The following is a 21,452-nucleotide window of genomic DNA, read 5'->3' as shown; positions in this document are numbered from 1 at the left end:
CTGATATGGGTTCCGCCCTTACGGCGGCTCACTTTTGATAGAGCCCAAAAGTAAGCAAAAGGCTCTTGCCCCACCACTCGGCACCTCGCCTAGGCTCGGTGTGCCCTCACTCCGGCCAGCGTGGTTTAACGGGGCGCCTAAGATCAAGATCAAAAGCCACATCAAAAGCCAGAGCCAGAGCCAGGGCAAGGGCAAGGGCAAGGGCACACCACTGTCTACCTGATAAATGGAGATCCAAATGTGGGAGCTGGCTTGCCTGCGATAGCGGTGTATCAGTGCCAGATAAGCGGGCTGACACACCGCCATCGCCGGCAAGCCGGCACCTACAGGGGTTGGCGCGCAGCAAATACGCCGCGCGCAATCCCTCGCGCCACACAATCGGCCGCTGCGGCGCCAATCCGGCCGATTTCCACCTGCCGCCGTGGCCCATCGGTTAAGGCCACCCCCGCTGAGGCCAGGGCAAACACTGTGTCGCCATCAAACGGCAAATGCGCCGGCCGCACCGCTCGCGCTATGCCGTCCTGGGCCATGATCGCCACGCGCTTGCATTCGGCCACGGTTAATTGCGCCGTGCAGGCCACCACCACCAGCGTAGTGTTGGCGCCGGCTTGCAGGCGGCCCATGGAGTCCAGGCGCGACAGTTCCGGCATTGGGTCGCTGCAATCCATCTCCGTTTGCGGCCGCTGGCCACCGAACTCCCCCGCCACTTCCCAGGGCCAGGCCCAGAAGGTTTGGCCGTCGGGCATGTACACCGAGCCGATGGGGTTGGCGACCACCAATGCGGCGACCACCAGCCCGTCGCCCAGGTCCAGCGAGGCAGTGCCCAGCCCGCCTTTCAACACCCCGGCCATGGCGCCACGGCCAGCGCCCACCGAGCCCAGTTCAAACGTTTCACCGGCATTGGCCAGCGCTTCAAAGCCCAGGCGCCGATAAGGCGGCTCCAGGCCCCAATCCTTGTCGCCGCCATTGGCCAGGTCATGCAGCACCGCAGCGGGCACGATGGGGATGGCCGGCGCACCGGGCTTGAGGTGCAGGCCCACCTGGTCCTGGGAGAGTTTCGCCGCCACGGCATCCGCCGCGCCCAGGCCGAATACCGAGCCGCCGGCGAATACCAGCGCGTGGAGTTGGCCGACCATATTTTCGGGCTCCAGCGCCGCGGTTTCCCGCCCGCCTGGGCCGCCGCCGCGAATGTCGATGCTGGCGGTCCAGAAGCCATCGGGGCGGATCACCGTGACGCCGGTGTCGACGTGCAGGTCCGTGGCGTGGCCGACCGTGAGGCCTGGGATATCGGTGAGGGCGTTGCGCGGGCCGGGTCTAGGCATACAAAAAAAGCTTCCTTGGGTTGAGGTATGGCCCGAAGGCAGCAAGGGCTATGCCAAACACCGTTCTCTGTAGGAGCCGGCTTGCCGGCGATAGCGTGTGCTAGGTCGGGGGGCCTCATCGCCGGCAAGCCGGCTCCTAAAGGGGCGATGGGTGCTGTAGGAAAATCAGCAGCCTGCTGATGGCGCTGTTAGAAAAACACCAAAACGCTCTATCACCACATAACAACCCATTGTTTTTAATAACTTTTTAACGATGGCACAGCCTTTGCTCTCCAGCCTCTCACCAGAGCTTGAACCCAACAAGCCGACCTCGATCAAGGCCCAACGCCTTAACCAACTGGAGTGTTTCCCATCATGAATGCATCACGCGCCGCCGGCAGCCGACCCGGCAAGGCCTTCGCCCATACCCTGTTATTTATCGCCCTGTGCGAGGCGGCCAGCTACAGCAGCCTGGCCCTCGCCGCCGATGCCCCGGCCAGCGACAACCCGCTGGACACCGTGGTGGTGATCGGCAACCGTGGCCAGGCGCGCACCCTGGCCGAGAGCCCGGCGCCGGTGGATGTGATTTCTTCCAAGCAACTGCTGGCCACCGGGCAAGGTGACCTGACCCGCGCCTTGAGCAAAGTGTTGCCGTCGCTCAACCAGCCGGCGTCGTCCGGTTTCGGTTCCACCTCGGTGGTGCGCCCCATCAGCCTGCGTGGCCTCAACGGCGACCAGGTGCTGGTGCTGGTAAACGGCAAGCGCCGTCACAACAGCGCACTGCTCAACAACGGCACCTACCTCAACTCCGGTTCGCAGCCGGTGGATCTCGACATGATCCCCACGGCGCTGGTGGATCACGTCGAAGTGCTGCGCGATGGCGCCTCGGCCCAGTACGGCTCGGACGCGATTGGCGGCGTGGTCAACGTGGTGCTCAAGCAGACCGACCACGGTGGCAGCCTGTCCACCAGCTACGGCCAGAACTATGAAAACGGCGACGGCGAAACCGTGCGCCAGACCGGCAACGTCGGCCTGGCCCTGCCCAACGACGGCTTCATCAACCTGGCCCTGGACGCGAAGAAGCAAAACGTCTCCGACCGCTCCGACAACGCGCCGTACACCGACTCCGCCGGCAACACCAGCCAGCAACACACTTACTACGGCACCGGCCTGCCCGAGGCGAAAAACTTCAGCCTGGGCTACAACGCCGAGCTGCCGGTGGATGACGCGCTGACCCTGTATTCGTTCTCCACCTACACCCACCGCAACTCGGAAAAACCCCTGGCCTTCCACCAGCCGTCGAGCTTCAACGGTATCCAGACGCCGTACCCGGAAGGCATCGAAGACAACCTGCGCTTCATCGAAGAGGACTTCCAGGTCGCATTCGGCGGCAAAGGCAAGGCCGCCGGTTGGGACTACGACCTGTCCAGCACCTTCGGCCAGGACCATGCCCGCGCCACGCTCACCGACACCTACAACCTGAGCTACGGCCCGACGTCGCCGACCTCGGTGGACACCGGCGTGAAGACCTTCAGCCAGTGGACCAACAACCTCGACCTGACCCGCGCCTTTGACTTGGGCCTGTACAAGCCGACCCAGATTTCCTGGGGCCTGGAACAACGCTACGAGGACTACAAGATCGGCAAGGGCGACCTCGCCTCCTATGCCAGCGGGCCGTTCACCACAGGCGCCAACGGTGCCTTGATCCCACCCGGCACCATCTCCGGCGCTGGCACCACCCCGGCCGATGCCGCGCAGAAAAGCCGCACCAGCCTGGCGGGCTACGGCGAAATCGGGCAGGACTTCACCGACAAGTGGCACGTGGACCTGGCCGGGCGCTACGAGCATTACAACGACGGCTCCGGCACCACCACCAACGGCAAGTTCTCCACCCGTTACCAGTTGACCCCGATCCTGGCCGTGCGCGGCACCGTCAGCACGGGCTTCCGTGCGCCGTCCCTGGCCCAGCAGATCTACAGCGCCACCTCGCAGACCAGCGTCAACGGCCAACTGTTTGACTACCGCAACGTGGCGGTGGACTCCGACGTGGCCAAGGCCCTCGGCGCCAGCAAGCTCAAGCCGGAAAAATCCACCAACTTCAGCGTCGGCTTCACCCTGCAACCCACCGATGCCACCAACATCACCCTCGATGCGTACCAGATCAAGATCAAGGACCGCATCGCCCAGACCGGCTACCTTGGCGGCACCGCGCAGATCAACGCGATCCTCGCGGCTGCCGGCCTCAACCCGAACCAGGCGGTCACTTACTTCACCAACGCATTGGACACCACCACGCGCGGCGTCGACCTGGTGGGCGACTACCGCCAGGACATCGGCGCCTGGGGCAGCCTGAAATACTCGGCGGGCTTCAACTGGAACACCACCCAGATCGACGACATCCATGCCTCAGCCGTTGCCGCACAGGCACTCGGCCCGGACGGCGGTTATGACCGCCAGCGCCAGGGCAACCTCAAGTACGGCTTGCCGCAATCCAAGTTGCTGCTGGGCACCACCTGGACCTACGACAAGCTGGAAGTGGCGCTCAACCTGACGCGCTACGGCGAGTACACCCAATACGGCACCGCCGAGATTTACGACCGTACTTTCTCGCCCGCGTGGATCACCGACCTGAACATCGACTACCACCTGACCAAAGCCGTCACCCTCAATGCCGGCGCCAACAACCTGTTCAACAAGTACCCGGAGCGCACCGACCTGGCCAGCAGTTCGGGTGGTTTCCCGTACGGCAACTTCTCGCCCTACGGCACCACCGGCGGCTACTGGTACACCGGCGTGACCTACAACTTCTGACCTGGTGCACGGGGCCGGTTCGCCAGCCCCGTGCCTGACTTGAATGGGAGCCTGCTCATGACCCGTCGCACCGATCAACTCAAGCTAGGGGCGTTTCTCGCCAACAGCGGCCACCATGTCGCTGCCTGGCGCCACCCCTTGGCCCAGGCGGATGCCAGCCTGGATTTCGAGCACTTCAAGCACATCGCCCAGACCGCCGAACGCGGCAAGTTCGATGCGTTGTTCATCGCCGACGTGGTCGCGCTGTGGGGGCATCATCACGATGCCTTGAGCCGCACGGCGCGCGCCGAGCATTTCGAACCCCTGACCCTGATGTCGGCCCTGGCCGCCGTCACCCGGCACATCGGCCTGATCGTCACCGCCACCACCACTTACAACGAGCCCTACCACATCGCGCGCAAATTCGCGTCCCTCGACCACCTGTCCAAGGGCCGCGCGGCCTGGAACCTGGTGACCTCGGTGGTCTCGGATGAAGCGTGGAATTTCGGTCGCGAAAACCATGTGGACCACGGCGACCGCTATCAGCGCGCCGAAGAATTCCATGATGTGGTCCAGGGCCTGTGGGACAGTTGGGACGACGACGCCTTCACCCGCGACAAAGCCAGTGGCGAGTATTTCGACCCGGCCAAATTGCACACCCTCAACCATCGCGGCGAGCATTTCTCGGTGCGCGGCCCGCTCAACGTGGCGCGCTCGCCCCAGGGTCATCCGGTGCTGGTTCAGGCCGGCGCATCGGAGCCGGGTAAGAACCTCGCGGCCCGGGTCGCCGAGCTGATCTTTGCCCATGCCCATGACGTGGAAAGCGCCCAGGCGTTCTACCAGGACATCAAACAACGCGCCGTCGCCTTCGGCCGCGACCCGGACCACATCAAGATCCTGCCGGGCATCACCCCCTTCATCGCCGACACCCGTGAACAGGCCCTGGCACTCTTCGAGGAATTCCAGGCCCTGATCGACCCGGTGCTGGGCCTGCGCCTGCTGGCGGACACCCTGGGCGAGGACATCGACCTGTCGGGCCATGACCTCGACGGCCCGCTGCCCGACACGCCGGTCGGCCAACGCGGCAGCCGGCGTGACAAGGTGCTGGAACTGGCGCGCAAGGAAAACCTGAGCATCCGCCAGCTGTACCTGCGCCTGGCCGGTGGCAACCCGGTGATCGGCACGGCCGAAGACGTGGCCGACCACTTCGAGGCGTGGTTCCAGGCGCGGGCCTGTGATGGTTTCAACGTGTTCTTCCCGTATTTCCCCGGCGCCATCGACCTGTTTGTCGACCGGGTCATTCCGCTGTTGCAGGCGCGCGGGCTGTTTCGCGAAGCCTACGAAGGCACCACCTTGCGCGAAAACCTTGGCCTGCCACGCCCCGCCAATCGTTTTACGACGGAGGCCCCTGCATGAAACGCAGCGCCTGGATGCTGGCCTGTGGCAGTGTGTTCGCGTGCAAAGCCTTTGCCTTGAACATCTTGCTGACCAATGACGACGGCTATCAGCACCCGAATATTCGCGCCTTGTACACCGAGCTCAAGGCCCAGGGGCATACCGTGCGGATCGCCGCACCACAGAGCGACCAGAGCGCGCGCGGCGGTGCGTTCTTCTTTGGTCGTGAAGTCAGCGTGGGCCGCGACAGCGACCCCGCCTACCCCGACAGTTACTACATCAGCACCCACGAAAACGGCGTGTGCCAAAGCCCTGAGTGCGCCGGCAAGGCCGTGCAGATCGAAATCAGCGGCACCTCGGTGATGGCGCTGCTGATGGGCCTGAAAAAAGTCCTGCCCCACCCCGACCTGGTCATCGTCGGCCCCAACCCCGGCAACAACCTGGGCGCAATCAACCTGGCATCGGGTACGTTCAACGCCGCCAGCGCGGCGGTGCAGGCGGGCATCCCCGCACTGGCGGTGAGTACCGACCTGAAAGAACAAGACCCACAGCGCGTCGCCCGGTGGGTGGCGAAGTTGGTACAAGTCCTCGACCGCCATCGCCTACCCAACGGCGCCCTGCTGCCAACGGGCCTGGGCCTGAACATCAACCTGCCTAAAGAGGCACAGCCCAAGGGCGTGAAACTCACGCGGATTGGTAGCTACGTGGGGTTTGAGGCGCTGTACACCGACGACCTCAAGCGGTTCAACCTGCCGGGAAAACCGGGCATCGGGTTCCAGTACAGCCCTGCTGCCACCGCCGCACAACAGCATGATGAAGCCGTGTGGCTGAACAAAGGCTACCTGACCATCAGCCCGTTCAGTGGCCTGCCGGAATCCCTCAATGCCGATCCTGCGCTGCAAAAACAATTGACCCGGGAGCTGACACCATGAGCACAGGCTTTTCCCTGGGGTTTCTCAGTCGCGTCTACAGCCCCAGCGCTGATCCCAAGGTTTATCGCGACACCCTGACGTTGTTCAAAGCCGCCGAAGAACTGGGCTTCGACAGTGGCTGGGTCGCGCAGCACCATTTTGCCAGTGAGCACGGGCGCCTGCCTTCGCCACTGGTGTTGCTCGCCGCGATTGCCCAGCACACGCGGCGTATCAGCCTGGGCACGGGGATTATCGTGCTGCCCCAGGAAGCCCCTCTGCGCCTGGCCGAAGACGCGGCGGTGTTGGACCTGCTCTGCAACGGCCGCCTGGAATTGGGCCTTGGCGCGGGGTTTGATCCCGAGACGTTCCTGGCCTTTGGCCGGGAACATGAGGCAAGGCACCGGGATTACGAGCAGCACCTGCAGCAGTTGCTCCAAGCCCTGGGCAACGCGCCACTGGCTGATAACGGGGCGCGCCTGCTGCCACGGGCCAATGGCCTGAGCCACCGCGTGTGGGAGGCCACCTCACGGGTAGAGCGGGTGGCGGAACGTGGCCACGGCCTGATCATGGCGCCGAACCCCCACTTACCGGCGCACGCTGGCGTGGAGTTGGTGGAGCGCTACCGCAATGCCTGGACCGGCGACAACGGTACTCCGGCCCGCGTTGTGCGGGTGCAGGCGCTGCTTCCGTCGCCCGGCGACGCCACGCGCCGCGACATCCTGGCGTATGTGGAGCGCCAGCAACGCATCGGCGTATTCAAGGGTGCGCTTGACGATGACTTCGACACCACGCTCGAACGCCTGGGCATCCTGCATGGCCCGGTGGAGCGCATCGTCGAGCAGTTGCAGCAAGGCCCGGTATTGACGGCCCACGACCACCTGATCCTGCAAGTACAGACCGTCAGCACACCGCTGCGCGACGCCATCCGCGCCCTGGAAACCCTGCGCGAACACATCGCCCCGGCCTTGGGCTGGCAACCGGCCCGGCCCTCAGGAGCCCTGTCATGACCTTCAAACTGGGCTTTCTCAGCCACGCCTTTGGCGACGACCCGCAGCAGGTCTACCGCGACCTGATCGAACAATTCGAAGTCGCCGAAGCGCTGGGCTTCGACGGCGGCTGGATCGCCCAGCACCATCTGAGCAACGGCTTCGGCCGGCTGCCTTCACCGCTGGTGTTGTTGGCTGCGGTGGCCGAGCGTACCCAGCGGATCGAGCTGGGTACCGGGGTGATTGTGCTGCCATTTGAAGACCCGATCCGCCTGGCCGAAGACGCCAGCGTGCTCGACGCGTTGAGTGGCGGCCGAGTGCAATTGGGCCTGGGCAGCGGCGGCGCGAACCTGGATAACTTCAGCGCGTTTGACCGTGACCCCGCCCAGCGCCAAGTGGAATTTGCCGAGCATCAGCAACGCTTGCAGCACCTGCTGGCCGGCGAGGCGCTCGCCGGTGAATTGACCCTGCAACCTCCCGCGCCTCGCCTGGGGGAGCGCCTGTGGCATTCCCACGGCAGCATCGATGGTGCGGTCTACACGGCCCGACAAGGCAACGGCCTGCTGTTGGGCACCGCGACCCACGACCCACTCACCGTGCAAAAACCACTGGCCGAGGCTTACTTGCAAGCCTGGTCACACACCGACCGCTCGCCACGTATCGGCGTGGTCCGTGCGATTTTCCCGGCACCCAGCCGCGCCGACGCCCAGGCCGAACTGGCGGTGGACATCGAACGGCATATCCCGCGCCTGCAACGTGAAGGGCTGATCGACGAGGCGGTGGACCTGCAGGCCCATTTGCGCCTGATGAATGTGCACCACGGCCATCCCGATGAAGTGATCGAAAGCTTGCAACAGGATCCTGCGCTGCTGCCTTATGCTGATTACGTGATCGCCGTGGTCCAGGCGGAAAGCTCGACCCAGGCGCAGATCCTCAAGCGCCTGGAAACGATTGCCCGGGACATCGCCCCGGCCTTGGGTTGGAAAAGACGATGACTGACGGAGCTTATGCATGCCCCTTGAATTCAGCTGGCTGATGCCCCTGTGTACCCCCGACTGGGCGGCGCGGCCGGGGCAATGGATTCAACTGGCCCAGGCCGTGGAATACGCCGGCCTCGACGGCCTGTGGATTCCCGGTGGTGCGCTGTGCGCTGACAGCCTGGGCGTGGCGGCGGCGTTGTGTGCGCACACGCGGCGGGTGAGCTTGTCGGTCAGCGTGCCACCCGAAGTGATGCTGCCCGCCGCGCTGGCCACGACCTTGCAAAGCCTGCAATCGATCAGCGGGCACCGGGTGCAATTGCACCTGCCCAACAGTGAACGCAGCGCCTTTGGCGAATGGCTCAACCGTGACCAGCGCAGCGAGCGCATCGGCGAGTATCTGGAGATCCTGCAGCAGCTGCTGGCGCCCGATGATACGGGCCTGGATTACCAGGGCCGGTATTTCCAACTGGAAAACGCCGGCGTTGCCCGCCGTGAACTGCCCGCTCCCGGGTTGATTCTCGACGACAGCCAGAGCCACAGCCTGGTAAGCGCCCATGCCCAGACCTGCCTGCTCACGCCTGGCGCTCCCAAGGCCCTCGCCAAGGAGATCCAGCGCTGGCGGGCGATTCAGCCAGCGCTGGGTTTCGCCTGCACCTTCGGCCTGATCCTCGGCGACAGCGAAGACCTGGCCTGGGAGACCGCCGCCGCGTTGTTGCCCGTGGCGGACGTCCCAGACGAACTGCTCGCCACCCTGCCCCGCGCACGCCACCCGCTGCGCCAATGGGAAGTGCACCCGAACCTGCTGCAACGCGCACCGGGGCAACCGCTGATCCTGGTGGGCACGCCGCAGCAGATCGCCACGCGCCTGCAGGAACTGCACGGGCTGGGCTTGAAACAGCTGATCCTCGAAGGCGGGCCGGCCGTGGGCGATGTGCTGCGGTTTGGCGAACAGGTACTGCCCCTCTTGCGCAAGGAGCGCCCGTAGCATGAGCACAGACGTACGCCCACCGATCCAGCTCGACTGGTTCCTGCCCACCAATGGCGACGGTCGCCACCTCACCAGCAGCGGCTTGCCCAAGGTCGGGCTGTTCCAACAAGGCGAACGCGCGCCCACCCTGGACTACCTGCGCCAGATCGTGCGCGCCACCGAACAGGCCGGTTTCGACGGCATCATGGTGCCCACCGCCAGCGGCTTCGAAGACCCGTGGCTGATCACCGCCGTGCTGGCCCAGGAAGTACGCCGCCTGAAGTTTCTGCTCACCCTGCGCCCTGGCACCGAGTTGCCCGCCTACACCGCGCACCGTGCGGCCACCTTGCAGCTGCTCAGCGAAAACCGCCTGGCGCTGCACGTGGTGACCGGCTCCAGCCGCTTTGAACAGCGCTCGCTGGGAGATTTCCTGGAGCATGACGAGCGTTATGCGCGCACGGCTGAATTCCTGCAGATGTTCCAGGCCGTGTGGGCCGGGCAACCGCCGACCCATCCGGGCCGCTACTACCGCAGCGCGATCCATACGCCGATTGCACCGGGCGCCGAAGCACCGCCGATCTACTTCGGCGGCGCCTCCGAAGCCGCCGAGCGGGTGGGCGCGGCCCATGGGCAAACCTACCTGATGTGGTGCGAACCACCGGCGATGATCGCCGAACGCATCCAGCGCATGCGCGACCTGGCCGCCGCCCAGGACCGCATCTTGCGCTTCGGCCTGCGCCTGCACGTGTTCGCCGCCCCCACCGACGACGCCGCGTGGGCCCATGTGGAACATCTGCTGCAAGAAATCCCCAAGGACGCCATCGATCAGGCACAGCGGCAGATGGCAGCCTATGAATCGGTCGGCCAGAACCGCCAGACCCAACTGATGCAAGGCCGTGGCCGTGGCGCCCGTGAGCTGGAAGTGTCGGCCAACCTGTGGGCCGGTGTGGGCTTGGTCAGGGGTGGTGCGGGTACCGCGCTGGTGGGCAGTTATGCCCGGGTGGCGGAGCGGATCGAGGAGTATCACCAGCTGGGGGTGGACAGTTTTATCCTGTCGGGTTTTCCACATTTGGAGGAAGCGATTCATGTGGGGGCGGAGGTGTTGCCGTTGTTGCGCAACCTGGCCGCCTGAGCGTTGCCGACAGGTCTGGCGCCATCGCCGGCAAGCCGGCTCCTACAGAGGAAAAAAACGCATCCACGATGCGTAGCGAGTCGCTTTTGATTTTGATCTGAGGCGCCCCGTCAACCACGCTGGCCGAACGCAGGCTTGAATCCGTGGGTAACCCGGCAGGACGCCGGGTTAGCCGTCCTGGGCCAGGGATGGCCCATGACGGCGGCCCACGGACTCAAGCCGGAGTGAGGGCACACCGAGCCTAAGCGAGGTGCCGAGTGGTGGGGCAAGAGCCTTTTGCTTACTTTTGGGCTCCTCCAAAAGTGAGTCGCTGTAAGAGCGAAACCCTAAGTAGCCGTTACCACAACAACGGATATGTACACCGACAAACCGCCATCGCAGGCAAGCCAGCTCCCACAGGTGGCGCCGCAGTCAGATACGGCGCCGGCGATTGAGCTGCGGAATGGCAGTCTCAGGCACTTCCACCCGCTGCACCTGCGCCACCGTGCAAGCCGCCAATTGCGCCAACGTCGGCTGGCTGAACAACGTGCGCGCATCCACCTCCAACCCCGCCTTGCGCAAACGAGCCACCAAGTTCACCGCCAGCAACGAATGCCCACCCAACTCGAAAAAGTGGTCATGCCGCCCCACCCGTTCCAATTTCAGGACCTCGGCCCAGATGCCCGCCATCAAGGTTTCCACCTCGCCAACCGGCGCCTCATAAGCCCGGCTGAGCACCGACTCCAACCCCGGTTCCGGCAATGCCTTGCGATCCAGCTTGCCCGCCGGATTGAGTGGCAGCGCCTCCAGTTGCACAAACGCCGCCGGCACCATGTATTCGGGCAAGTGCTCCAGCACATGGGCTCGCAACAGGTCCAACGCTGGCGCCTCCCCGCGCACGGTGAAATACGCCACCAGGCGCTCGTCCCGGATCAGCACCGCCACTTCGCGCAACGCCGGATGCGCCGCCAACCGTGACTCGATTTCCCCCAGTTCCAGGCGCACCCCGCGCAACTTCACCTGGAAGTCATTGCGCCCGAGGAATTCAAGGTTGCCATCGGGCAGATAACGCACCAGGTCGCCGGTGCGATACAGCCGATCGCCTTCGACAAACGGGCTGTCGATAAAGCGCTCGGCCGTCAACTGCGCCAACCCCAGGTAACCACGGGCAACCCCCACCCCACCAATGTGCAGTTGGCCGCTGACGCCCATCGGCACCGGCGCATCGTGTTCATCGAGCACATACAGGCGCGTGTTGTCTATCGCCCGGCCAATCGGCAACTGCAACGCCGGCACCGCCGCGCCGGGCTCCAGTGTCCAGGCGCTGCTGTCCACCGTGGCTTCGGTAGGGCCATAGACGTTATGCAAACGCACTCCCGGCAAGCGGGCTTGCACGCCTCGGGCCAGGGCTTCGGTGAGTTCACCACCGCCACACAGCACGTCAGTAAGGCTGGTGCACAAGGCGGACTCTTCCAACTCAAGGAACTGCTGCAACATGGCCGGTACGAACTTGATAACGGTGATCTGCTGCTCGCGAATCACCTGCGCCAGGTAGGCCGGTTCGCGGTGGCCGTCGGGCCGCGCCAGCACCAGGCGCATGCCGTTGGTGAGCGGCCAGAACAGCTCCCACACCGAACCGTCGAAGCTGAACGGCGCACGCTGCAGCAACGCGCCGCCTTCGGCGTTCGGGCACAGCCGGGAGCCCCAGTGCATCAGGTTGCCCAGGCCGCGATGCTCGATCATCACGCCCTTGGGCGTGCCGGTGGAGCCGGAGGTGTACATCACGTAAGCCAGGTTGGCGACGCTCAGGCCCGGCACCAAGGGGTTGCCGCTGGGCGCCTGGCTCCAGGCGCAATGGTCGAAGTCGATGACCGGGATCGATACGTCACCCGTAAGGTCACGGGTCGCCGCGTGCACCAGCAGCGCCACCGGCTGGCTGTCTTGCAGCATGTAGGCGAGCCGTTCGCGGGGGTAGCCCGGGTCCAGCGGCACATAGGCGCCGCCGGCCTTGAGGATGGCCAGCAAGCCCACCACCAGGTCCAGCCCGCGCTCGACGCACAGCGCCACCCGCGCGTCCGGCTGCACACCGCGCTCGCGCAGGTAGAAGGCGAGCCGATTGGCGCGCTCATTGAGCTCGCGATAGGTGAGCTGCCGCTCGCCGGCCTGTACGGCAATGGCGTGGGGAGTATGCCGCGCATGGGCTTCGAACAGCGCTTGCACGGTGAGGGTGTCGGGGTAGTCGGTCTCGGTGGCGTTGAAGTCAACCAGCAGGGTGTTCAGTTCACCGGCGGGCAGCACCGGCACCTCGCGCAATGGTGTTTGCGGCGCATGCTCCAGAGCCTCCACCAGGTGGGTCAGCACGGTCTCCAGGTAGTCCAGCAGGCGCTCGGCCCCCACCTTGAGCGGGGCCTTGGCCTTGAGCAGGAAGCCATTGGCGGTGTCGTCCACGGTGAGCATCAACGGGTAGCTGAGGATGTCTTCGCTGCTGATCAAGGCGATGCCCGGCACCAGGGTCAGGTCGCGCTCGGCGTCGGTATGGCGGTAGTTGAGCAAGCTGTTGAACAGCGGCGATGCACTGCTGCAACGCTGGGCCAGAGCCAGGGAAGCCTGCTCGTGGACCAGCAACGCACTGAGCCGCGCGTGGGTGTCGCGCAGTGCATCGGCCACGCTCTGGCCGGCCAACCGCAAGCGCAACGGCAAGGTGTTGATGAACATACCCAGGGCGCGGTCGGCGCCCTCGCCCGCCTGCAAGCGGCCGAGCAATACGGTGCCGAACACCACGTCTTCACGGCTGCTGACACGGGCAAGCACCTGGGCCCAGGCCAGGTGGAACACACTGGCGACGCTGACCCCCAAGCCACGCGCCTGGCCACGCAAGCGCTGATTGAGGCTGTCCTTCAATGGGCGTGCAGCCTCTTCGGTCTGCGCCCGATCCGCCTGGCGTTCCTGCAAGCCGAACGCCAGGGTCGGCTCGTCCACGTCTCCCAACTGCTCGCGGAAAAACCCCTCGTGCGCCGCTTGCCGAGCCGGAGACCGGGCCTGTACCACCACGTTGCGATACGGCACCGGCACGGGCAACTGCGCCTGCTGGCCCAGCAGGTGGGCACGGATCTCCTGCATCAGGATCGTGGTGGACGTGGCGTCATTGACCAAATGGTGGAAGCGCAATCGCGCGATCCAGCGTTGCGCGTGGGGCTCTTCGGCATAGTCCAGGGCCATCAGCGGTGCCTGGCGCAGGTCCAGCGGCGCAGGGTGTTCGCCCATGGGTTCGACACGCAACGGCGCGGTGCGCCACACCACTTGCATCGGTTGTTCCAGGGCGTCCCAGACCAGGCTGGTGCGCAGGATATCGTGGCGGTTGATCACCTGTTGCAGGGCCTGGGCAAAAGCATCCAACTGGTCGCGGCGGGCAAAGCTGAACAGGGCCTGCTGCTGATACGGGTCGTGCTCATCGGTGATGTGGTGGTAGAGCAAGCCTTCCTGCAACGGGGCCAAGGGGTAGACGTCTTGTATGTTCGCCGCACCGCCGGGAATGCTCGCGACGATGCGCGCCAGGCCGGCGTCGTCCGGGCCGGCCAATTCGGTCGCCTCCACGTCGCCGGCTGCACTCGCCGCCGCCAACGCCGCCAGGGTTGGCTGGCCGAACAGCACCTGCACATCGGCGCGCAGGCCCACCTGGCGCATGCGCTGCACCAGTTGCACGGCCAGCAACGAATGCCCGCCCAGCTCGAAGAAATGGTCATGCCGACCGATCTGCTGCACCTGCAACAGCTCGGTCCAGATCTCTGCCAGCAGGGTTTCCACCCCAGGGTGCGGCGCTTCATACCGGCGGGTGACAAAGGCCTCCTGGGTCGGCGCCGGCAGGGCCTTGCGATCGAGCTTGCCGTTGGCGGTCAGCGGCAGCGTATCGAGTGCCATGTAGGCAGCCGGCAGCATGTAGTCCGGCAACGTGGCCTGCAGATGGGTACGCAGGGCTTCGATGGCCACCGGTTCACGCGGGACGAACCAGGCCAGCAATTGGCCGTCGCGGTACTGCACCACGGCTTCCTGGACCTGGGGATGGGTGGCCAGGGCGGACTCGATTTCGCCCAGTTCGATCCGCACCCCACGGATTTTCACCTGGTCGTCGTTGCGCCCCAGGTAGTCGAGGTTGCCGTCGGGCAGCCAGCGCGCCAAGTCGCCGGTGCGGTACATGCGGCCCTCGTTGAACGGATCGTCGAGGAAGCGCTCGGCGCTGAGTTCGGGACGGTTCAGGTAGCCCCGCGCCACGCCCTTGCCGCCCACATACAGCTCCCCCGCCGCGCCGATCGGCACAGGGCGCTGCTGCTCGTCGAGCAGGTACACCCGGGCATTGGCGATCGGCCCGCCAATGTGCAACGGCTGGCCGACGTCCACGCGGCCCGACGTGGCGACCACCGTGGCTTCGGTGGGGCCATAGTTGTTGATCACATCAAACGTCTGCGCCCGGGTGAAGGTGCGCAAGCGGTCGCCGCCGATCAGCAAGGTGTGCAGGGTCGGGTGTTCCAGGCGCTGGCTGAAGGCGTACTCGGCCACGGGCGTGGGCAGGAAGCACACGTCCAGTGGCTGCGCCTGCCACCAGCCCAGCAGCGCGTCGATGTCTTCCGCGCCCTCGTGAGCGGGTGGCAGGTGCAACGTCGCGCCTACGCACAATGCCGGCCAGACTTCCCAGGCCATCGCGTCAAACCCGAACCCGGCGACGCTGGCGGTGTGGCTGCCGGCGCGCAGGTGAAACGCCTGGCAATGCCAGTCCACCAGGTTCGACACGGTGTGGTGCTCGACCATCACGCCCTTGGGCAAACCCGTGGAGCCGGAGGTGTAGATCACGTAAGCCAGGTTCGAAGGCGTGACAGCCACACGCGGATTGCTGCCCAGGTGGAAGGTGGGGCGGTCCAGCTCGATCACCGGCACGTTCGATGCCGGCAGGCGGTGCAGCAGGTCGTGCTGGGTCAGCATCACCACCGGAGCACTGTCTTGCAGCAGGTAATTCAAGCGCTCGGCCGGATGGGCCGGGTCCACCGGTACATAGCAGGCGCCGGATTTGAGAATCGCCAGCAACCCCACCAGGGTTTCCAGGCTGCGCCGGGCCAGGATCACCACGCGGTCATCCGGTTGCACGCCGTGTTCCAGCAGGCGATGGGCCAACGCATTGGCCTGTTGATTGAGCTGGGCGTAGGTCAGGTGCCGGCCCTGATAAATCGCCGCGATGGCCTCCGGTGTACGGGCCGCCTGGGCTTCGATGCGCCCGTGCAGGGTGTGCCGCTCAGTGTTGGGTTGGGCAGTGGCGTTCCAGCGCTGCAGCAGCACCTGTTCGGCAGGCGTTACGAGGGAAAACTCGCCGACTTGCAACGCGGTGTCTTCCAGCCCTTGCTCCAGCAACCAGGTAAAGCGCTGTGCCAGTGCCTGCACTTCGTCGTGCTGCAAATAGGCTTCGTTGTACACGCAATGCAGGCACGCGGTGTCCTGGTAGCGGTTGCTGCGCAAGTGGATGGCGAGGGGCAACGGTTCATGCAGGTTGGACACCTTGACCGCCCGCGCCTGGACCTGGCCGTAGCGCAGGTCATGGTCGTCCTGCTCGAACGACACCGACAGGTCGAATAACTGGCCGCGATCCGCACGGCGCAGGCCCAGCTCGCGGTTCATGTCGCTCAAGGGGAAGCGCTGATGGCGGAAGTCCTGCTTGAGCTGGTCACGCACCCCGCGCACCAGCGCGCTGAACGGCAACTGTTCGCTGAACTGAAACCGTACCGCACTGACCTGGGTGAACAGCCCGACGGTGGAGCGGAAACGTGCGTTGGAGCGATTGAGGATCGGCAGCCCCACGACCCACTCATCGCGCTGATGGGTGCGAGTGAAGTACACGTACATCGCCGCCAGCAGCACATGGAACGCCGACGCCTGGTAACGGTTGGCCACTTGTTCCATGCGGTCGAGCAAGGTCACGGGAAAGGGTTGCACGAAGGTATTGCTGGCGGCTTGCGCGGTGTACCGGGGTGTGAGCAGTGGCTCGGGCAGTGCCTGGTATTTGTCCAGCCAATAGGCCCGGTCGCGTGCGTAGCGTGGCGACTGGTGGTAACGCTGGTCGGCCTCGATAAAGTCGACATAGGACGGCGCCAGCGGTTCGGGTTGCCGCCCCTGTTCCAGGGCGGTGTACAGGCGCGCCAGGGATTGCAGCATCTGGCCGAAGCCCCAGCCGTCAAGGATCAGGTGGTGGGCTTGTGTGCCCAGGCGATAGTGGCTGTCATCGAGCTTGACCAGGAAAAACCGGAACAGCGGCTCGCCTTGCAGGGCATAGGGTCGGGCCATGTGCGCATGCATCAGGGCCTGGGCAGCGGCCTGAGGGTCGGGCAGCGCAGAAAAATCGTGCAGGGCCACTTCAGCCGGCAATTCGTCGGCAAATGTCTGCCGAGGCAGGCCATCGGCATCGCTGTGCAACTGGGTACGCAAGGCATCGTGCTTGGCGACCAGTTGCTCGATGGCGCGCTGGATCAATTCGGGCACCACCGCACCGGCGAAATCGACATAACCGCCGATGTTGTACAACGGTGAGTCGCCTGCACGCAGTTGGTCGAGCCAGATGTCCTGTTGCGCGGCGGTGAGGGGGAAGCTGGCCGGCAGGCTGGGGAAATGCTTCATAAGATCCTTCTCATGGGGGGCAGGCACTGGCCGCGCAGGGAGGCCCATGACGGCGAAATTGCCGGATTTGAGCATGGGGGTGGGGGACTGTCTGTCACCCGAAACCCGGACATCCAAACGGATCGAAACAGGGCCTGCTGATGGTTCACTGCTGAATCGATTAAATGAGTGTAGGAAATTGGCTATATCTGGCCGATGTCGTTTTTACCGAATTGGCTCCGCATATCATTTTTATCTTTATTTTTCAGATAGTTAAAAAACTCTAAATGCCCTGAATGAAATATCTTCGGCGGAATGCGCCGTCAGAAACGTCGAATTAATGACGATGTTTTTATGGCAGCTTGTGTCCCACGTTTCCGCTACATACGTAGGACAAATCCACTGGCTAAATGCACTCTCGAGCGCCGACTCACGTTCATGAGGAACGGATCGCCCCCGCAGAGGCCCAGGGAGTCCGTTGACGGTGTTCGACTTCAAGGATGAGATGGCTATGAGTTTGACGCGCAGCATCAACAACACGGAAAGCCCGCATTTCTACGCCGAAATGGGCGAGTTGATTTCAACCAGCGGCCACGAGGAATTTGCCAGCAAGATGCTGCACCTCGTGGACAAATGGGTACCGATTCACCTGGTGGACTTGAGTGAATGGACCCTCGACGAACCTCGCGACAGCGTGCTCGACATCAAGCTGCTGGGCAGCGCCGGCCTGAACAAGGACCTGCCGATTTCCCAGACGCTGCACCCGCTCAACGACCACCCACTGCTGCGGGAAATGCTCGGCATGCAGGACCCGCTGCTGATCCAGATGAAGGCCAAGGCCAAGAGCACGCACCTGCGCGGCACGTCGCACCAGTGCAACCTGGTGTCACGCCAGGGCAACCGGCGCTGTGTGATTTCGCTGTACCGCTTGCCGGGCCAGCGTGGGTTTTCCCTGGCGGAGCTGTCGTTTCTCAAGAGCCTGTCGGACACGCTGTTGCCGTTGATGGAACGCCACGCGCAGATCCTGCGCCAGGCGCCGCCCGCCTCCACCGAGCCGGCGCACAGTTTGCTGGAGCAGTCGCAGTTGCAACGTGAGTTCTACAAACGCTTGTCCCTCAGCGATATCACCCTGTCGGCCCGGGAGCAGGAAGTGTGCCTGGGCTTGTTGACCGGCGGCACCGTGCCGCAAATGGCGGAAAAACTCAGCGTGAAAAACAGCTCGATCGAGACCTACCTCAAGCGCGCCGCCGCCAAGTTGGGCGTGAGCGGGCGCCACGGCCTGGCCAAATGGATGGTAGGCGCCTGATGAACAGACAGACCCTCACGGGCGTTGGCCTGGCCTGGATGCTCGGCGGCTGCTCGTTGATCCCCGAGTACCAGCGCCCCGAGGCGCCGGTGCCGGCGCAGTTTCCTCAAGGCGGGGTCTATCGCCTGGCGCAAGCCGGCACCGTGGCAGTTACGCCGGACTGGCGGCAACTGTTCCACGACCCAGCCTTGCAGCAGTTGATCGGCGACGCATTGGCCAACAACCGCGACCTGCGAGTGGCCGCACTGAATGTGGAAGCCTTCCAGGCGCAATACCGCATCCAGCGCGCGGACCTGTTCCCGGCGGTTTCCGCCACCGGGGCTGGCAAACGCCAGCGATTGCCCGGCGACGTAACGGGCACCGGCAAGCCTGCGATCACCTCCAACTACTCCGCAACGCTGGGCATCAGCGCGTATGAGCTGGACCTGTTCGGCCGTGTGCGCAGCCTCAGCGAACAGGCGATGCTGGCTTACCTGGGCACCGAAGAAGCACGCCGCAGCGCGCAATTGAGCCTGGTGGCCAACGTCGCCAATGCCTACCTGACCTGGCGCGCTGATCAGGAATTGCTGGCCCTGGCCCAGCAGACGCTGGTCGCAAACGATCACAGCTGGCAGTTGACCAGCCGCAGCAAAAGCGCCGGCAAAGCCTCGGCGCTGGATGTGGTGCAGGCCCGTACGGCGGTCGAGAGCACCCGCGCCAGCGTGGCCCGTTATGAACGCCAGGTTGCCCAGGACCTCAACAGCCTCGCGCTGCTGGTCGGCGGTCCGGTGGATGAGCGCCTGCCGTCACGCCCGCTGGCCGACGACCTGGTGGCACGCGTGCCGGCCGGCCTGCCGTCGGACCTGCTGCAACGGCGCCCGGACATCCTGCAGGCCGAATACCAGCTGCAGGCGGCCAACGCGAACATCGGCGCGGCCCGAGCGGCATTCTTTCCGTCGATCAGCCTGACTGCCAACGCCGGCAGCACCAGCAATGAACTGTCCGGGCTGTTCAAGGGCGGCGCGGGCACCTGGACGTTCCAGCCGCAGATCAACCTGCCGATCTTCAACGCCGGCAGCCTGCGCGCCAGCCTCGACTACGCGAAGCTGCAAAAAGACATCGGCGTGGCCCAGTACGAGAAATCCATCCAGACCGCCTTCCAGGAAGTCGCCGATGGCCTCGCTGCGCGTCAGACCTTCAACGACCAGTTGGAAGCGCAGCGCGATTTTGTCGCCGCCAACCAGGCGTATTACGACCTGGCGCAGCACCGCTACCGCAGCGGCGTCGACAGCAACCTGACGTTCCTCGATGCCCAGCGTTCGCTGTTCACCTCGCAACAGGCGCTGATCGTCGACCGGCTGGCGCAGTTGGTGGCGGAGGTGAACCTGTACACGGCGTTGGGCGGCGCGTGGAACGTCAACCCAAGCCCGACTGCTGCGGCCGATACTCCCGAAAACACTACCGTCCTGTAGGAGCCGGCTTGCCGGCGATGGCGGTGTAACAGACAGCGCAGGCGTGACTGACAGATTGCTATCGCCGGCAAGCCGGCTCCTACAGGTGATTTAGGCGGCCGGTATGACTGCCTCGGCTTCGATTTCGATCAGCCATTCGGGCAACGACAACCCGCTGACGATAATCCATGAGGACGGCGGCGGGTTGTGCGGGAACCGCTCGCGCAACGCCTGGGCAATCGGCTCCTGCTGGTTGCGGGCGGACTCGGCGATGTACAGCCGCAGCATGATCACATGGGACAGATCGCCGCCCGCCTCGGCCAGGATCTTGTCGATATTGTCCAGCGCCGTGGCGGTCTGCTCGGCCATACCCGGGCCTACCGTGCGCTCGTTTGCATCCACCCCTACCTGACCGGACAACATGATGCGCCGGCCCTGTGGAACCTCAAGGGCCTGGCTGAAGCCGTATTGCAGGGCGTTGAATACCGTTGTGGGATTGATGACCTTTCGTTGCATGACGCTTCCTTGTTGTCGGTGGGCAAACAAGGCTACCCCATCGGCCTCACGCACTCTGCCGGTTCAACATCCCGCAACACTTGTAGTGAGCGAGCTTGCCTCGCGCGGCGGTGTGTCAGGTGTAAATAAGGAGCCTGATACGCCGCCGCGCGAGGCAAGCTCGCTCACTACAGGGTCATCTTTGGTCAGGTTACCAGGGCCCCATGGCCAGGCTGAACGGTGAAAACTCGTCAAACTGCCAGCGCAACGCCAATGCCCCGGGGCGTCGGATCATGTGTTCCACGGTCACTGTCCACAGCCGTTGTGCCCCTTCAAACTGCGCCACTTCAGGGCCTTCGAGGATCAACGCCGTGCGCCCGCTTAGCTGCAATACATCGCCCGACTCAAAATCGATGAACAACAACCCCGCCACCGGGTTGGCCTGCAAGTTGCCCAGGGTGTTGAAGAACTGGTTGCCGGCGAAGTCGGGGATGGTCAGGACGTTGCCGTCGACGCGTACAAACCCGGTATTGCCGCCTCGGTGAGACACGTCCACCGAGCGTTCGTCTTGCACGTCCACGTAGCTGGCGACGAAGAATGTATCCGCGTTGCGGATCATGGCGCGGGCTGTATCGTCCAGCCCATCGGCACGCTCGACGAGGCTGCCGGGCTTGCGGGCGATCGCGTCGACCGGGCGCAGTTGGATGTATTTGGGGCAGTTGCCGTAGGTCTGCACCACGTCGATTGAAAAGCCGTCGTGATCAAGGGCGCCAATCCGGCCGTTCATGCGGTTGCGGCGGCGGGTGTTGAGGTCGATGCCCAACAGCCCGATTGCTGCGCCTTCGTGCAAGGCGTTGCGGGCCGGGTCAGAGGCCGACGGCAGGCTGTCGACCTGCAAGGTGTAAGGGTCCGGCGAATGGACAAACCCCGGCGCACCTTCCACCATCGTCGCCCAGGGAATGCCATGCTCGTCTACCACGCCGAGCAGCAGGTAGGGCAACAACGGGTAGAAATCCCGATGCTGTTCCGGCAGGTGATCGCGGATCACCTTGGGCCCAACCACCGCCATGCGGTCGGCCACGCCCACGGCTTCTTGAATCTGTCGTTCACCGGCATGCCACACAGACTGTTCGATCAGGTTCATGGC

The 21,452-nt window shown here is 64.6% G+C and carries 13 protein-coding genes; 9 read left to right on the top strand and 4 right to left on the bottom strand.

The window, feature by feature from the left end; translation table 11 throughout:
• Positions 1–323: 323 nt before the first annotated feature.
• Positions 324–1,322 carry a P1 family peptidase gene (locus AC07SU_RS04720; protein WP_494996348.1) on the bottom strand — a complete coding sequence of 333 codons (999 nt, stop codon included), beginning with the start codon at positions 1,320–1,322 and terminating at the stop codon, positions 324–326.
• Between the two features lie 354 nt (positions 1,323–1,676).
• On the opposite strand from AC07SU_RS04720, the gene AC07SU_RS04715 reads away from it, so the two are divergent.
• From AC07SU_RS04715 to AC07SU_RS04685, 7 genes are read left to right on the top strand one after another with little or no spacing between them, the layout of a single operon-like run.
• Entirely contained in the window at positions 1,677–4,112 is a 2,436-nt protein-coding gene (locus AC07SU_RS04715; protein WP_494996347.1) for a TonB-dependent receptor plug domain-containing protein, read from the top strand.
• A gap of 57 nt (positions 4,113–4,169) precedes the next feature.
• Positions 4,170–5,507, top strand: a complete 1,338-nt coding sequence (locus tag AC07SU_RS04710; protein ID WP_494996346.1) for an LLM class flavin-dependent oxidoreductase — start codon at positions 4,170–4,172, stop codon at positions 5,505–5,507.
• Positions 5,504–6,418, top strand: a complete 915-nt coding sequence (locus tag AC07SU_RS04705) for a 5'/3'-nucleotidase SurE (protein ID WP_494996345.1) — start codon at positions 5,504–5,506, stop codon at positions 6,416–6,418. The genes AC07SU_RS04710 and AC07SU_RS04705 overlap by 4 nt, the downstream gene beginning before the upstream one ends.
• The gene (locus AC07SU_RS04700; RefSeq protein WP_494996344.1) at positions 6,415–7,404 is read left to right on the top strand and encodes an LLM class flavin-dependent oxidoreductase; all 990 of its coding nucleotides are present in this window, start codon (positions 6,415–6,417) and stop codon (positions 7,402–7,404) included. The genes AC07SU_RS04705 and AC07SU_RS04700 overlap by 4 nt, the downstream gene beginning before the upstream one ends.
• The gene (locus AC07SU_RS04695) at positions 7,401–8,378 is read left to right on the top strand and encodes an LLM class flavin-dependent oxidoreductase (RefSeq protein WP_494996343.1); all 978 of its coding nucleotides are present in this window, start codon (positions 7,401–7,403) and stop codon (positions 8,376–8,378) included. The genes AC07SU_RS04700 and AC07SU_RS04695 overlap by 4 nt, the downstream gene beginning before the upstream one ends.
• Positions 8,379–8,394: 16 nt before the next feature.
• Positions 8,395–9,348, top strand: a complete 954-nt coding sequence (locus AC07SU_RS04690; RefSeq protein ID WP_494996342.1) for an LLM class flavin-dependent oxidoreductase — start codon at positions 8,395–8,397, stop codon at positions 9,346–9,348.
• 1 nt (position 9,349) lies between these two features.
• Complete coding sequence (locus tag AC07SU_RS04685) at positions 9,350–10,462, top strand: LLM class flavin-dependent oxidoreductase (RefSeq protein WP_494996341.1); 1,113 nt, start codon at positions 9,350–9,352, stop codon at positions 10,460–10,462.
• A 411-nt stretch (positions 10,463–10,873) separates the two neighbouring features.
• On the opposite strand, the gene AC07SU_RS04680 is transcribed toward AC07SU_RS04685, so the two are convergent.
• A complete protein-coding gene (locus tag AC07SU_RS04680; protein WP_494996340.1) occupies positions 10,874–17,095 on the bottom strand; it encodes an amino acid adenylation domain-containing protein in 6,222 nt (2,073 codons plus the stop codon).
• A 490-nt stretch (positions 17,096–17,585) separates the two neighbouring features.
• On the opposite strand from AC07SU_RS04680, the gene AC07SU_RS04675 reads away from it, so the two are divergent.
• Complete coding sequence (locus tag AC07SU_RS04675) at positions 17,586–18,380, top strand: helix-turn-helix transcriptional regulator (protein WP_494996339.1); 795 nt, start codon at positions 17,586–17,588, stop codon at positions 18,378–18,380.
• Positions 18,380–19,831, top strand: a complete 1,452-nt coding sequence (gene adeC / locus AC07SU_RS04670) for an AdeC/AdeK/OprM family multidrug efflux complex outer membrane factor (RefSeq protein WP_494996338.1) — start codon at positions 18,380–18,382, stop codon at positions 19,829–19,831. Before AC07SU_RS04675 ends, adeC begins: the two co-directional genes overlap by 1 nt.
• A gap of 90 nt (positions 19,832–19,921) precedes the next feature.
• Here adeC and AC07SU_RS04665 read toward each other — a convergent pair whose 3' ends face one another.
• Both AC07SU_RS04665 and AC07SU_RS04660 read right to left on the bottom strand, forming a co-directional pair.
• Positions 19,922–20,326: a RidA family protein gene (locus AC07SU_RS04665; protein WP_494996337.1), complete on the bottom strand. Its 405-nt coding sequence runs from the start codon at positions 20,324–20,326 to the stop codon at positions 19,922–19,924.
• Between the two features lie 190 nt (positions 20,327–20,516).
• Positions 20,517–21,449, bottom strand: coding sequence for a flavin-nucleotide-binding protein (locus tag AC07SU_RS04660; protein ID WP_494996336.1), 933 nt, complete (start codon positions 21,447–21,449; stop codon positions 20,517–20,519).
• Positions 21,450–21,452 lie beyond the last annotated feature (3 nt).

It is taken from the genome of Pseudomonas sp. GW821-FHT05H12 (genome assembly GCF_059419385.1).
The sequence above is the reverse complement of the archived record's forward strand: the minus strand, read 5'-3'. Positions and strand labels throughout refer to the sequence as shown.